The organism is Bradyrhizobium algeriense (genome assembly GCF_036924595.1).
In the GTDB taxonomy this organism is placed as follows: domain Bacteria; phylum Pseudomonadota; class Alphaproteobacteria; order Rhizobiales; family Xanthobacteraceae; genus Bradyrhizobium; species Bradyrhizobium algeriense.
The window spans coordinates 3,023,380-3,036,577 of the sequence record NZ_JAZHRV010000001.1 but is presented as its reverse complement, the minus strand read 5'-3'; the positions used below and the strand labels follow the sequence as shown (position 1 = coordinate 3,036,577).

General features: G+C 63.0%; 15 protein-coding genes. 7 read left to right on the top strand and 8 right to left on the bottom strand.

What is annotated here, in order from left to right:
- Positions 1–279: 279 nt before the first annotated feature.
- Complete coding sequence (locus tag V1286_RS15050; protein ID WP_417021258.1) at positions 280–585, bottom strand: hypothetical protein; 306 nt, start codon at positions 583–585, stop codon at positions 280–282.
- On the opposite strand from V1286_RS15050, the gene V1286_RS38900 reads away from it, so the two are divergent.
- Positions 473–787: a hypothetical protein gene (locus tag V1286_RS38900; RefSeq protein ID WP_417021257.1), complete on the top strand. Its 315-nt coding sequence runs from the start codon at positions 473–475 to the stop codon at positions 785–787. The genes V1286_RS15050 and V1286_RS38900 overlap by 113 nt on opposite strands.
- Here V1286_RS38900 and V1286_RS15045 read toward each other — a convergent pair.
- Both V1286_RS15045 and V1286_RS15040 read right to left on the bottom strand, forming a co-directional pair.
- The gene (locus V1286_RS15045) at positions 702–947 is read right to left on the bottom strand and encodes a hypothetical protein (RefSeq protein ID WP_334480638.1); all 246 of its coding nucleotides are present in this window, start codon (positions 945–947) and stop codon (positions 702–704) included. The genes V1286_RS38900 and V1286_RS15045 overlap by 86 nt on opposite strands.
- Positions 948–1,170: 223 nt before the next feature.
- Complete coding sequence (locus tag V1286_RS15040) at positions 1,171–1,542, bottom strand: hypothetical protein (protein WP_334480637.1); 372 nt, start codon at positions 1,540–1,542, stop codon at positions 1,171–1,173.
- 129 nt (positions 1,543–1,671) lie between these two features.
- On the opposite strand from V1286_RS15040, the gene V1286_RS15035 reads away from it, so the two are divergent.
- Positions 1,672–2,025 (top strand): DUF6481 family protein, encoded by a 354-nt coding sequence (locus V1286_RS15035; protein ID WP_334480635.1) that lies wholly within the window; start codon positions 1,672–1,674, stop codon positions 2,023–2,025.
- Between the two features lie 218 nt (positions 2,026–2,243).
- Here V1286_RS15035 and V1286_RS15030 read toward each other — a convergent pair whose 3' ends face one another.
- Positions 2,244–2,483, bottom strand: a complete 240-nt coding sequence (locus tag V1286_RS15030; RefSeq protein WP_334480634.1) for a pentapeptide MXKDX repeat protein — start codon at positions 2,481–2,483, stop codon at positions 2,244–2,246.
- Between the two features lie 391 nt (positions 2,484–2,874).
- Between V1286_RS15030 and V1286_RS15025 the strand changes: the two genes are divergently transcribed.
- Complete coding sequence (locus V1286_RS15025) at positions 2,875–3,897, top strand: TRAP transporter substrate-binding protein (protein ID WP_334480633.1); 1,023 nt, start codon at positions 2,875–2,877, stop codon at positions 3,895–3,897.
- Positions 3,898–3,939: 42 nt separating this feature from the next.
- Here V1286_RS15025 and V1286_RS15020 read toward each other — a convergent pair whose 3' ends face one another.
- A complete protein-coding gene (locus V1286_RS15020; protein ID WP_334489680.1) occupies positions 3,940–4,596 on the bottom strand; it encodes a GntR family transcriptional regulator in 657 nt (218 codons plus the stop codon).
- 174 nt (positions 4,597–4,770) lie between these two features.
- Here V1286_RS15020 and V1286_RS15015 point away from each other — a divergent pair, with 174 nt between their 5' ends.
- From V1286_RS15015 to V1286_RS15000, 4 genes are all read left to right on the top strand, one after another.
- Positions 4,771–5,394 (top strand): TRAP transporter small permease, encoded by a 624-nt coding sequence (locus tag V1286_RS15015; RefSeq protein WP_108519465.1) that lies wholly within the window; start codon positions 4,771–4,773, stop codon positions 5,392–5,394.
- Positions 5,394–6,659, top strand: coding sequence for a TRAP transporter large permease (locus tag V1286_RS15010; protein WP_334480631.1), 1,266 nt, complete (start codon positions 5,394–5,396; stop codon positions 6,657–6,659). Before V1286_RS15015 ends, V1286_RS15010 begins: the two co-directional genes overlap by 1 nt.
- A gap of 25 nt (positions 6,660–6,684) precedes the next feature.
- Positions 6,685–7,668: a TRAP transporter substrate-binding protein gene (locus tag V1286_RS15005; protein ID WP_334480630.1), complete on the top strand. Its 984-nt coding sequence runs from the start codon at positions 6,685–6,687 to the stop codon at positions 7,666–7,668.
- A 74-nt stretch (positions 7,669–7,742) separates the two neighbouring features.
- Positions 7,743–8,669, top strand: a complete 927-nt coding sequence (locus V1286_RS15000; RefSeq protein WP_334480628.1) for a dihydrodipicolinate synthase family protein — start codon at positions 7,743–7,745, stop codon at positions 8,667–8,669.
- 5 nt (positions 8,670–8,674) lie between these two features.
- Here V1286_RS15000 and V1286_RS14995 read toward each other — a convergent pair whose 3' ends face one another.
- The 3 genes from V1286_RS14995 to V1286_RS14985 are packed head-to-tail and all read right to left on the bottom strand — an operon-like array spanning position 8,675 to position 13,193.
- On the bottom strand, positions 8,675–9,583 hold the full coding sequence (locus V1286_RS14995; RefSeq protein WP_334480627.1) for a hydroxymethylglutaryl-CoA lyase: 909 nt from the start codon (positions 9,581–9,583) through the stop codon (positions 8,675–8,677).
- Positions 9,580–11,586, bottom strand: a complete 2,007-nt coding sequence (locus tag V1286_RS14990) for an acetyl/propionyl/methylcrotonyl-CoA carboxylase subunit alpha (RefSeq protein ID WP_334480626.1) — start codon at positions 11,584–11,586, stop codon at positions 9,580–9,582. The genes V1286_RS14995 and V1286_RS14990 overlap by 4 nt, the downstream gene beginning before the upstream one ends.
- Before the next feature lie 2 nt (positions 11,587–11,588).
- Positions 11,589–13,193 carry a carboxyl transferase domain-containing protein gene (locus V1286_RS14985; protein WP_334480624.1) on the bottom strand — a complete coding sequence of 535 codons (1,605 nt, stop codon included), beginning with the start codon at positions 13,191–13,193 and terminating at the stop codon, positions 11,589–11,591.
- Between the last annotated feature and the right edge of the window lie 5 nt (positions 13,194–13,198).

Here is a 13,198-nt window from a genome sequence, read left to right as displayed (position 1 = left end):
TGCCCCCCGCTGCAAGCGACGTCGTTATAGATGCGCCGTGCTCGCGCAGCCAATCCGTATGAGTACGGGGCGATATTCGTGCGCATATTCCTTGCGTGTGTCCCGCACGCGAGACCGCAAAATTTCTGCCGGGCCGTCATTGCGAGCGCAGCGAAGCAATCCATCGCGCGGCATAAAGAAAGAATGGATTGCTTCGCTTCGCTCGCAATAACGTGGTCAGATCGCGGCGTGCGGGATATCCGCCTTCGGGACATGACGAGAGCAGCTATCCGCCGTGTTCTACCGCTTATCGAACGGAATATACTGATGATACTCTTTCGGCACCGAGCTCCGGTAACGCGCGGGCACCGTTCCACGGTCGACCGAACGGTCGATTTCCTGCTGCCGGGTCATCTTGGCCGGTTTCTTTTTCTTCGGTGCCGCCTTCTCCTTTTCAGGAGCCGTGTTTTCAGAAGCCTTGTTTTCAGGAACCTTGTTTTCGGGAGCCTTGTTTTCAGGAGCCTTGTTTTCAGGAGCCTTGGCTTCCGGCGCGGCAGTGGACGTTGCCGCAGGCGCGGTCCCGCCGCCCGGCGCGCCCTGCGCCAGCGCGACGCCGGCCGGCATGAATACGAGAGCCGCCGCCGACGCGGCCACCATAACGCGAGACAATTTTTGCATGGGAAGCTCCGGTTCCGGTCAACTCCGTTTCCGGCCCGACCCTATTACGTCCGCTGCCGTCCGCACACCGGGATTTTGGCGAGGCGGACGGGCATGGACTGGCTATGCTTGGCCCGGCTGCAGGTCGTGAAGACGAAGGCCAGCCGGCTGCACTGCCAGTCCGGACCAAGGGCTGCACTGGCGGCTGGCTCGGGATAGGACACGCCGAGCACGACGAAGCCCATGAAGGCCAACGCGACGACGGCGGCGGCGAGAACGAGGTATTTGCGGGTCCACCAATTGTGGGGCATGGCGGTCGCTCCTGTTTCGGAAGCCCGGAAGATAGGAACGACCCGCCGCGGTCCCTGTGAACAGGTTCACATTACACGGGTTTGTGCGGGGATCGTGATCGATGCGGATATGGGTATAACTCGCGTAAATCCGTTGCGGACTCACAACCCTTGATCGACACTGCGCATTCGGGGCGAGCGCGTGTGCGGGGCGTGCGATGGACAAGCAGGAAACTGGCTACGACTACATCAGGTACAAGCAATTGCTGGCGGAAGCGGTTGACGAGACCAGGCGGCTCGAGCTGATCGAGACCATGATCAGGGAAAATGCCCGCGACAGGCTGGAGGCGCAGCGGACCGCGGATCGGATCGCGATAACGGCGATGACGGTCGCGCGCGTTCTCGGCCCCCGGTAGCCGTCGCGATAGCTTCTAGGATCGTGCGAAGCGAGCATCGCCAGCGAGCCGACCAGGCCAATCAGCGCGCAGGCGAGAAGGCCATATTGCAGGATCGCCAGCGCCCGGCTTGGGGCTTCGGTCGCCGTTGCCATGTCGTAGAGCAGCCAGGCTGACGTAATCCCGCTGATCAGCATCAGTTTGGGCCATTTGCTGTTCACGCAAGTCTCCCCTGCTCTACCGGCCCCATTTCGACGCTGGCATTTTGCCCCGGGTTCACTTACCTAGGCGCCATTCCGCGCGTGTGGCGCGTCCAACCCCCGAGAGTGAAAGCGACAAGGCCTTTTTTTATGAGTGGATTCAAGGAACCGAACTTCGCGGACCGTCAGAAAGCCGCGATGCAGGCGCGGCAGAACATCCTGGACAAGTTTCGCGCCAAGCCGGGACTCGACGATCCCGAGGTAAAGCGCCGTCAGGCCGAGCGCGAAGCCCAGGCCGCCGCCCGGGCCAAGGCGAGGGAGGCCAAGGAAGCGGCAAAGGCCGAACAGAAGCGTCTTGAGGCCGAGGCTGCGGCGGCGGAAGCCGCCAGGATCGCGCGTGAGAAGGAAGAAGAGGCCGCCAGGCAGGCGGCGCTGGAGGCCGAGCAGAAGGCCAAGCGCGACGCGCGTTACGCCGCGCGCAAAACCAAGGGCAAGAAGAGGTAGGCAAGAGAGAGCGGGCTAGATGCGCGCCGCGGTCTCTTGCCGATGACGGATCAAGCCTTCCCGTCATTCCGGGCCGGTGCGTGAGCGCCAGACCCAGATGCATCCAGACCCCCGATGCATAATGGCGCATCGGGGAATCTCGAACGTCCGGGGTCGATGTTTAAGCATCGCTCCCTTGCGCAAACGCCTTGCGTTGTCGCGGGGAATGACGGCGCGGCTCAGTTCTTTTTCATGCCGTCGTCTTTTTTCATGCCGTCTTTCATCATGCCATCGTGCTTCATGCCGTCCTTCTTCATCATGCCGTCGTTTTTCTTCATCGCGTCCTTGGACATCGATTCCTTCTTCATGCCGTCGTCCTTGCCCATCTTGTCCTGAGCGAAGACGGCTGGCGCAAACGCAAGGCCGAGCGAAACGAGCGCAGCAGACAGGCCGAGGCCGATACGGGTCGTGGTGGTCATGGGTGGTCGTCCTTTGGGTTTGGTTGGTTTCTCGATAGCGACGTCTGCCGCATCCTCAAACGACGATGCCGCGACCGGGTTTGTTACCGGCCACATTCCAAAGTTCTTCCCTGGTCACGGTTAGTTGAAGCAGGCAATTGATGGCGGCTGACGCGCCGCGAGTGCCCAGGGTCGGAAGTCTTGTTGACTGCTCTTCTGCGAACGGGTGTTCCCCGGCGTGCGCCGCGGCAGTATCAGGCTTTGCTCTGAGGGCTGGACGCTGGGCTTGCCGTCGCGTGCTATCACGCAGCCTCGAACGATCAGACCAAAGCAACTTCAGACGAAGACCGGCTAACATGGGCTGAAGCGATCCGGATCGCCGACCCAACAACCATTTTGCAGGGGATCAACCATGCTCACACGCCGCCATGTCATCGCATCCGCAGTTGCCGCGCCCGCTGTCCTTCGTTTCGGCACCGGCACCGCCCATCCCGCCACGACAATGAAGATCTCGCACCAGTTCCCGGGTGGCACTATCGACAAGGGCGACTTTCGCGACCGGCTGTGCCGCATGTTTGCCGCTGAAGTCGCCAAGCGCAGCGGCGGCGAGATCGCAGCGGAGGTCTATCCGAACTCCTCGCTGATCAAGACCAACGCGCAATTCTCGGCGATGCGCAAAGGCGCACTCGATATCAGTCTCTACCCGATGCCGTATGCCGGCGGTGAATTGCCGGAGACCAATATCGGCCTGATGCCCGGCCTGGTCGCGACCTACGACCAGGGCCTGCGCTGGAAGAAGGAGCCGGTCGGCAAGGCGCTGACTGACTTTCTCGCCGACAAGGGCATCGTCCTTTTGACCTGGATCTGGCAGGCCGGTGGCGTTGCCAGCCGCTCCAGGCCGATCGTTGCCCCGGAAGACGCCAAGGGGTTGAAGGTGCGCGGCGGCTCGCGCGAAATGGACATGGTGCTGCAGACGGCGGGTGCCGCCGTGCTGTCGATGCCGTCGAACGAAATCTACGCCGCGATGCAGACGGGTGCCTGCGACGCCGGCATCACCTCCTCCACCAGCCTGATCTCGTTCCGCCTCGTAGAGGTCGCGAAGTCGCTGACCTCAGGCGCCGGCGCCTCGTACTGGTTCATGCTGGAGCCGCTGATGATGTCGAAGGCGATCTTCGACAAGCTGCCCAGGAACCAGCAGGACATCATCCTTTCGGTCGGCAGCGAACTGGAAGCGTTTGGCCGCAAGGGCGCGCAGGACGATGATATCGAGGTCGCCAAGGTCTATGAAAAGGCCGGCGCCAAGGTCAGCAAGCTCGACGTGGCGACCGTCAGCAAGTGGCGTGACATCGCGCGCGATACCGCGTGGAAGGATTACAGCGCCAAGTCGGCGATATCGGCTAATCTGCTGAAGCTTGCCAGCGACGTCCCGGCATGATGCATGGTCCGCTTCCGGATCAACGCTCCGCGCCCGCCACGATCAGCCGCCGCCGACGACCTGCAACAGGTCGGTTCGCACCGCCTCGATATGCTGCTCCAGAAATCGGCAGGCCTGGTCGATCTCTTTCGCCCGGCACAGCTCGATCAGGTGAGCGTGCTCCTTTTCGGCCGTGCCCATTGCCTTGGTATTAGAGAGCTGCAGACGCGTGTAGCGGTCGCTGGTCTGCAAGAGCGCCACGACGATCGCCTTGGTACGCGGCTGCCGGGCGTGAACGTATAGTGCCATATGGAAGTCGGCATTGAGCTGGCCCCACTCGCTGATGTTGCCCGCCTTGATCGCCTTTTCGAAGCGCTTCTGGATGTCGTCCAGCCCGGCAAAGTCTTGTTCCGTAAAGTGCGGCGCCGACTGCGCCAACAACCGCGGCTCCATGATCCCGCGCAGATCGAACACATCGTTGATTTCGTCCAGCGACAGCTCCGAGACGATTGCACCTTTTTGCGGGACGATGCGCACCAGCCCCTCGGCCTCGAGCTGAAACAGCGCCTCGCGCACGGGAATGCGGCTCACGCCGTAGGTATCGCCCAGCGCGTCCTGCCGCAGTTGAGAGCCGGCCGGATAGGTCCCGTCGAGAATGGATTGCCTGAGCTGGTCGACGATCGCAGCCGACAGCGTCCGGTGCTTCAGGGGGCCCTTCATTTGATCTTCCGTCGTCATGGCCGGCCTTTCCGATCGGGCGGCCCCAATTTCGCATGTTGACGTGGTCCCGACCCAGCAAAAGCTAAGCGACCCCGCAAATCTCATTTGACAAGATTGTATAAATTATACATTTTTGAAGTGCACGATAAATCTCAGGGATAGCGGGGGCTCTTTATGATCGAGCAGACGATTGCGGATGCGCCGGCGTTCAGCGCCCGGCGGATCGTTGTCAGGACCTCGAGTCTCCTGCTCGCTTTCGAACGTATCGCCTTGATGGGCTTGATGTATCTGCTGACGGCCTTGATCCTGGTGAATGTCGTCACGCGTTATTCGCACTTCCCGATCTACTGGATCGATGAATCGGCCGTCTATTGCGTGGTCTGGCTGACCTTCATCGGCGCCTCCGCCATGACGCGGTTGCGGCTCGATTTCGCGGTCACCATGATGACCGAGCGCCTCTCGGCGCGGAATCAGAAGATCGCAAAAGTCATCGCGACGGGCATGGTCGTCGTATTCGGCGTGGCCCTGATCGCCACCTGCTTTCTCTGGATGGATCCGATCGGTCTCGCCCGCGCCGGCTTCGACGCGCGCAAGCTCGCCGCCGAGACGTTCAACTTTCTCTACACCGAGCGCACGCAGACGCTGAACTGGCCGACCTGGGTGGTCTACCTGACGCTGCCGATCTTCGCGGTGTCGATGACCGTTCACGGCCTCGCAAACCTGCTGGAGGATCTCGAACTGGTCCCGCGGACGCCGCCAAAGGGTTTTCAGCTCTCCGAACTCGACGGGGTCAACTGATGATCACCTCGGCCGCGTTTATCGCGATCATGCTGGTCGGGGTGCCGATCGGGCTTTGCCTTTGCCTTGCCGGCTTCGTCTATATCATCGCATCGGGAAATCCGGTCCTGTTCCAGTCCTACCCGCTGCAGCTGTTCGGCGGCGTCGACAGCTACGGCCTGATCGCCATCCCCTTGTTCATCCTGATCGGCGAGATCATGAATGGCGGCGGCATCACCCGGCGCATCGTCGACATGGCGATGGCCTTTGTCGGTTCGCTGAAGGGCGGACTGGCCTACGTCAACATCCTCGCCAACATGTTCATCTCCTCCATCCTGGGATCTGCGACCGCGCAGGTCGCGATCATGGCGCAGATCATGGTGCCGGAGATGGAAAAGAAGGGCTACGACAAGACGTTCGCGGCGGGACTGACCGCCTATGGCGGCATGCTCGGGCCGATCATCCCGCCGTCGGTGATGTTCGTCGTCTACAGCGTGCTGGCGCAGGTCTCGGTCAGCGACATGCTGATTGCCGGCATCGTGCCGGGCGTCATCCTGACGGTGATGTTCTGCGTCGTCATCGCGCTGATGGGATACGTCTACAATTATCCCAAGGCCGATTATCAGACCCCGCGGCAGCGGGTAGCAACGATCCTGCGCACCTCGCCGACCTTGCTGATTCCGATCGTGATCGTCGGCAGCATCCTCGGCGGCCTCGCCAACGCGACGGAGTCCGCGGCCGTCGGCGCAGTGGCGGCGGCACTTATCGGAAAATACTGGACCAGGGAGTTCAAGTTCGCGCAGTTGCCGCAGATGATGCTGCGCGCCGGAATCTACTCGGCCATCGTGCTGTTCCTGGTCGCTGCCGCCGCCGTGTTCTCCTGGGTGCTGATCTTCGGCAAGGTGCCGCAGGAAACCGCCCGCTGGATCCAGTCGGTCGCCAAGGATCCGGTCAGCTTCATGCTGCTCTGCAATGTGATCCTGCTGGTGATCGGCACGGTCATCGACGGCATTCCCGGCCTGATCATGACGGTGCCGATCCTGCTGCCGGTTGCGACCGAAATCTATCACATCGATCCGCGTCACTTCGGGGTGGTCGTGGTGATCAATCTGGTGCTCGGATTGCTGTCACCCCCGGTCGGTCTTTGCTTCTTCGTCGCCGCAGCCGTCACCGGGGCCAAGCCCGGAAAGATGTTCATGGTGACGCTGCCGTTCTTCGTCATCAGCTGCGTCCTGCTGGTGCTGCTCTCGCTCTATCCGTCCCTCTCCCTCGTCCTCATCAAGTAGGTCCACCCCCCAAGGAGCCTTGCCAATGTCTCTTTCACGTCGCCGCTTCCTTGCCGCCAGCGCAGCCGTACCGCTGTTCGCGCCGTCGCTCGCGCTTGCCCAGGCCAAGGAATTTCGCCTCGGCCTCATCACGCCCAATGGCCATTCCTGGAACAAGGCGGCGCTGAAGCTCGGTGACGATCTCAAGGCGGCCACCAACGGCCGCCTGACCATGACGGTGTTTCACTCCGGCCAGCTCGGCAACGAGCCGGCCATGATGCAGCAATTGCAGTCCGGCGCGCTCGACATGGGCTTCATCCAAGCCGCTGAGCTCGGCTCGCGCGTACCGCATATTGCGGCAATCAATGCGCCCTACATCGTGCGCTCGACGCCGTCGGTCGCGAAGTTCGTCCGCCATCCGGCGGCGATCAAGCTGTTCGATGTCCTGCCGCAGGAAACCGGAACGATTGGATTGGGCTGGGGCATCACCGGCATGCGCGCCATCTTCTCGGCGAAGGATTTGACCGGTCTCGCCGACATCAAGGGGATGAAGCTGCGCATCAACCCGACGCCGGTCTATCGCGATTTCTATTCCTCGCTCGGCGCCGCGCCGACGCCGATCCCGACGCCCCAGGTGTTCGACGCCATGGCGAACGGCCAGGTCGACGGCCTCGAGGCGGATCTGGAGTTCTCCTGGAACCAGCGCTTCGACAAGGTTGCGAAAGTCATCCTGCAGATGAATGCCGTCTTCATGCCGATGGCGGCGGTCGTCTCCGGCCGTGTCTGGCAGTCGTTGCCGGCGGCCGACCGGGAGCTGATCACCAAGACCGTCAAATCGACGCTCGATGCGCAGATCGATGAACTGGCCGGCAATGAGCCCAAGCTGATCGAGAATTTCAAGAACGCGCCGATCCCGATCCGTCAGGTCCCGGCCGGCGATACCGAGGCCGTCATCGCCGAGTTCGACAAGATCTGGCTGCCCAAGGCGCCCGTCCTTGCCGAGTTGCGAAAGATCGGCGCGACGCTCTGATCCCACCCATCGTTTCCAAGCCAAAGCCCGGCGGATGTGACAATCCGCCGGAAAATTCCAATCGGAGCCAAACAATGAGCCCACGCATTTCCTGGGAAGGCGTCTTCCCGGCCGTTACCACGCAATTCAATGACGACCTGTCGCTCAATATCGATGCAACCGCAAAGGTCATGGACGGCCTGATCCGCGACGGCGTTTCCGGATTGATCGTCTGCGGGTCCGTCGGCGAGAACACCTCGCTGGAGCGCAAGGAAAAGATCGCCATCATGGAGACGGCCAAGTCGGTCGCGGCCGGCCGCGTGCCGGTGCTGTGCGGCATCGCCGAGTTCACGACGGCGTTTGCCGTCGAAACCGCCAAGGAGGCCGCGCGGGTCGGCATCGACGGTGTGATGGTGATGCCGGCGCTGGTCTATTCCTCCAAGCCGCACGAGACCGCCGCGCATTTCCGTTCGGTTGCCAGCGCGACCGATCTGCCTGTGATGCTCTACAACAATCCGCCGATCTACAAGAACGACGTCACGCCGGACATTCTCGCGACCCTCGCCGACGTCGAGACGGTGGTGTGCTTCAAGGACTCCTCCGGCGACACGCGGCGCTTCATCGACACCCGCAACATGGTCGGCGATCGCTTCGTGCTGTTCGCCGGCCTCGACGACGTCATTGTCGAAAGCGTCGCCATGGGCGCCGTCGGCTGGGTTTCGGGCATGTCGAACGCCTTCCCGCGCGAGGGCGAGACCCTGTTCCGTCTCGCCAAGGCGGGACGCTATGCCGAGGCGATGCCGCTGTACGAATGGTTCATGCCGCTGTTGCACCTCGACGCCCGTCCGGACCTCGTCCAGTGCATCAAGCTTTGCGAGCACATCATGGGCCGCGGCACCGCCCTGACCCGACCGCCGCGCCTTGCGCTGCTGCCGCACGAGAAGGCAGAGGTCGAGGCGATGATGGCGAGAGCGCTGAAGAGCAGGCCGATGCTACCGAATGTCGGACTGAAGGCCGCGTAGGCGGCCTACTTCGCGGCCCGCATCTTCGCGTTCAACGCCGCCGCCACGCGGCTGACCGGCGGACGGCCGATCAGCCCGCTGACCACATTGGTCGCCGCGACCAGCTTCGGCATATCGACGCCGGTCGCAATGCTCATGCCTTCGAGCATGTAGACCACGTCCTCGGTTGCGACATTGCCGGTCGCGCCGGGGGCGTAGGGGCAACCGCCGAGGCCGCCGGCGGCGGAGTCGATTACGCGGCAGCCCTCCTCCATCCCGGCATAGAGATTGGCCAGCGCCTGGCCGTAAGTATCGTGGAAATGCATCGCCAGATTGGCCATCGGCACATCGCCCGCCACTGCGCGCAGTAGCTGCCGCGCTTTCAGGGGCGTGCCGACGCCGATGGTGTCACCGAGCGAGATTTCGTAGCAGCCGAGGTCCCACAGCACTTTTGCGACATCGACCACCGCCTGCGGCTTGACTTCGCCCTCATAGGGGCAGCCGAGCACGGTGGAGATGTAGCCACGCACCCGCACGCCGTCGGCCTTGGCGCGGGCGAGCACCGGCTTGAACCGGTCGATCGATTCCGCAATCGAGCAATTGATATTGGCGCGCGAAAAACTTTCCGATGCCGCGGCGAACACCGCGATCAGTTTGGCGCCAGCGGCCTGTGAAGCCTCGTAACCCTTCTCGTTCGGCACAAGCACCGGCAGTTCACAATTCGCATGATGGCTGACGCCGCGCAGCACTTCGGCCGATCCGACCATCTGCGGGATTGCCTTGGGAGAGACGAAGGCGCCGACCTCGACAGTGTGGAGACCCGCACCGATCAACGCCTCGATGAAAGCGATCCGGTCGGCGACGCTGATCGGGGTCTTTTCGTTCTGCAGCCCGTCGCGCGGGCCGACTTCGACGATATGGACGCGATCGCTCATGACGCCGCCGGCTCGACTTCGGCTAGTTCGACGCCTTCGCTGACGATATCGCCGACCTTGCACTTGATCTTCCTCAGCACGCCCGCAAAGGGCGCACGCAGGGTTTGCTCCATCTTCATGACTTCAAGCGTGAGGATCGCAGCGCCCTTTTCCAGCGTCGCGCCCTCTTCGGCCAGCAGCGCCACCACAGTGCCTGGCAAGGGCGCAACGATCTTGTCCTCGCCCACATGCTCCTCGGTCTCGCCGCCGAACGGATCGACCCAATGCAGATCGAAGCGGCCGTTGCGGGTGCGCAAATAAAGCTCATGGCCCTCGATCACGGCAGTGACGCGCGATTTCATGCCGTCGATCGTCAGGTCGAAACTCCCGCAATCGGCAGGCGAAGTCGTGAAAACGAATTCGTGCTTGCCGATCGACACCGTCGATGGCCCGTTGCCATAGTGCAGTGTCACCTTGTGCTCGGCGCCCTGCCCCTGCCGGAACGAGAACACCCGCTGCCGCTTTCCGACCGGCATCCAGCCAAACGTCTGCCACGGCGAATGCGCTTCCTTGCGCGCCGCCTTCTGCTCGTCGTTGACGATCGCGGCCACCGCAGCACAAAGCTCGAGATCGCCAGCTACGCTTGAGGCTTCCGTCAGTTTCTTCAGCTCGCGCTCGATGAAGCCGGTATCGATGGTGTTGGCGCGCACCTGCGGATGCGTCACCAGCGCCGACAGGAACGGGATATTGGTGACGATGCCGCGAACGTCGGTCTCTTCCAGCCCGCGGTTGAGCCGCTCGATGGCGGCTTGCCGCGTCGGCGCCCAGGCGATCACTTTGGCCAGCATGGCGTCGTAATACGGCGACACCGCATCGCCATCGCGATATCCGGCGTCGATCCGCAGGCCGTCGACGCCATCGGGCGTGCGCCAGGTCTTGATCCGTCCCACGGAAGGCATGAAATTCTTCTGCGGATTTTCGGCATAAACCCGCGCCTCGATGGCGTGGCCGTTCAGCTTGATCTCGTCCTGCTTGAGCGGCAGCTTCTCGCCGAACGCCACCCGCAACTGCCACTCTACCAGATCCAAGCCGGTAATCAGTTCAGTCACGGGATGCTCGACCTGCAGGCGGGTATTCATCTCGATGAAGAACACCTCCTTGCCGTCAGAGACGAATTCGATGGTGCCGGCGCCGACATAGTTCACCGCACCGGCCGCCTTGCGCGCGGCGGCGCAGACCGCTTCGCGTTGCGTGGCGTCCAGCGTCGGCGACGGCGCTTCCTCGATCACCTTCTGGTGCCGCCGCTGCAGCGTGCATTCGCGCTCCCAGAGCGAGAGCAGATTGCCGTGGCTATCGCCAATGATCTGCACCTCGATATGCCGGGGGTTTTGCACGAATTTTTCGATCAGCATGCGGTCGTCGCCGAACGCCGCCTTGGCCTCGCGCTTGGCGCTGACGATCGCCGCCGCAAGTTCTCCGGCTGAATTCACCACGCGCATGCCGCGTCCGCCGCCGCCGGCGGAGGCCTTCACCAGCACAGGGAAGCCGATCTTGTCGGCGGATTTTGCCAGCGTCGCCTCGTCCTGGGCCTCGCCGTGATAGCCCGGCACCAGCGGCACGCCGGCCTTTTCCATCAGCGCCTTCGAGCCCGACTTCGAGCCCATCGCGGTCATCATCTCGGCGGTAGGGCCGACGAACACCAGCCCGGCGTTCAGGCACGCCTGCGCGAACTCGGCGTTTTCAGACAGGAAGCCGTAGCCGGGATGGATGGCCTCGGCGCCGGTCTGGCGCGCGGCTTCGATTACGCGTTCGATATTGAGATAGCTGTCGCGTGCGCGCGCGGGTCCCAGCAATACGGCCTCATCGGCCATGGCAACATGCATGGCGTCGCGGTCGGCCTCGGAATAGACGGCGACGGTGCGCAGACCCATGGCGCGCGCGGAGCGGATGACGCGGCAGGCGATCTCGCCGCGGTTGGCGATCAGAAGCGTGCGAAAACGCCGGTAAAGCTTCGAGCGGTCCATCATCACATCCTGAACAGGCCGAATTTCGTCGGTTCGATCGGCGCGTTGGCAGCCGCTGATAATCCAAGGCCAAGCACCAGCCTTGTGTCGGCGGGGTCGATCACGCCGTCGTCCCATAGCCGTGCCGTGGCGTAATACGGATTGCCCTGGTGTTCATATTGCGCACGGATGGGCGCGCGGAACTTGTCCTCTTCCTCCGCCGACCAGCTCTCACCCTTGGCCTCGATATTGTCGCGTCGGACCTGGCTCAGCACCATGGAGGCCTGCTCGCCGCCCATCACGGAGATCCGCGCGTTCGGCCACATCCACAGAAAACGCGGGGAATAGGCGCGGCCGCTCATGCCGTAATTGCCGGCGCCGTAGGAGCCGCCGATCACGACAGTGAACTTTGGCACGCCCGCGGTCGCCACCGCCGTCACCAGCTTGGCGCCGTCGCGCGCGATACCGCCGGCCTCGTATTTCTTGCCGACCATGAAGCCGGTGATGTTCTGCAGGAACACCAGCGGGATATTGCGCTGGCAGCACAGTTCGATGAAGTGCGCGCCCTTCAGCGAGCTCTCGCTGAACAGGATGCCGTTATTGGCGATGATGCCGACCGGATAGCCCCAGATGTGGGCAAAGCCGCAGATCAGCGTCGTGCCATAGAGTTTTTTGAACTCGTCGAATTCCGAGCCGTCGACCACACGCGCGATGATGTCGTGGACGTCGAACGGTTTTCTGCCGTCGGCGGAGACCACGCCGTAGATTTCTTCCGCCGGAAACAGCGGCTCCCGCGGCTCGCGCATGTTCAGCGCCGCCCGCGTCGGCGGCTTCAGCGTGGCGACGATGCGTCGGGCGATTCCGATCGCATGCGCGTCATTCTGCGCGTAATGGTCGGTGACGCCGGAATGCCTGGAGTGCACATCGGCGCCGCCGAGTTCTTCCGCTGTCACCACCTCGCCGGTCGCGGCCTTCACCAGCGGCGGCCCGCCGAGGAAGATGGTGCCTTGATTGCGCACGATGATGCTCTCGTCCGACATGGCCGGCACATAGGCGCCACCGGCGGTGCAGGACCCCATCACGATGGCGATCTGCGGAATGCCCAGCGAGGACATCTGCGCCTGGTTATAAAAGATACGGCCGAAATGCCGCTCGTCCGGAAAGATCTCGTCCTGCATCGGCAGGAAGGCGCCGCCGGAATCGACCATGTAGACGCAGGGCAGATTGTTCTGCCGCGCGATGTCCTGCGCGCGCAGATGCTTCTTCACGGTCATCGGGTAGTAAGTGCCGCCCTTGATGGTGGCGTCGTTGGCGACGATGACGCATTCGCGCCCGGAAATGCGCCCCACCCCTGTAATGACGCTGGCGGAATGGACGTCGCCGCCATAGAGGCCGTTAGCGGCGAGCGGCGACAATTCGAGAAAGGCGGTGCCTGGATCGACCAGCAGGTCAACGCGTTCGCGCGCCAGCATTTTGCCGCGCGAGGTATGCCGCTTGCGCGCCGTCTCGCCGCCCCCGCCGGAAACCACTTTAAGCTTCTCGCGAAGCTCCGCCACCAGGCCGCGCATCACGTCGGCGTTGCGGGCAAACTCAGAGGATGTGGGATCGATGGTGGAGTGAAGCGGCATGGTCG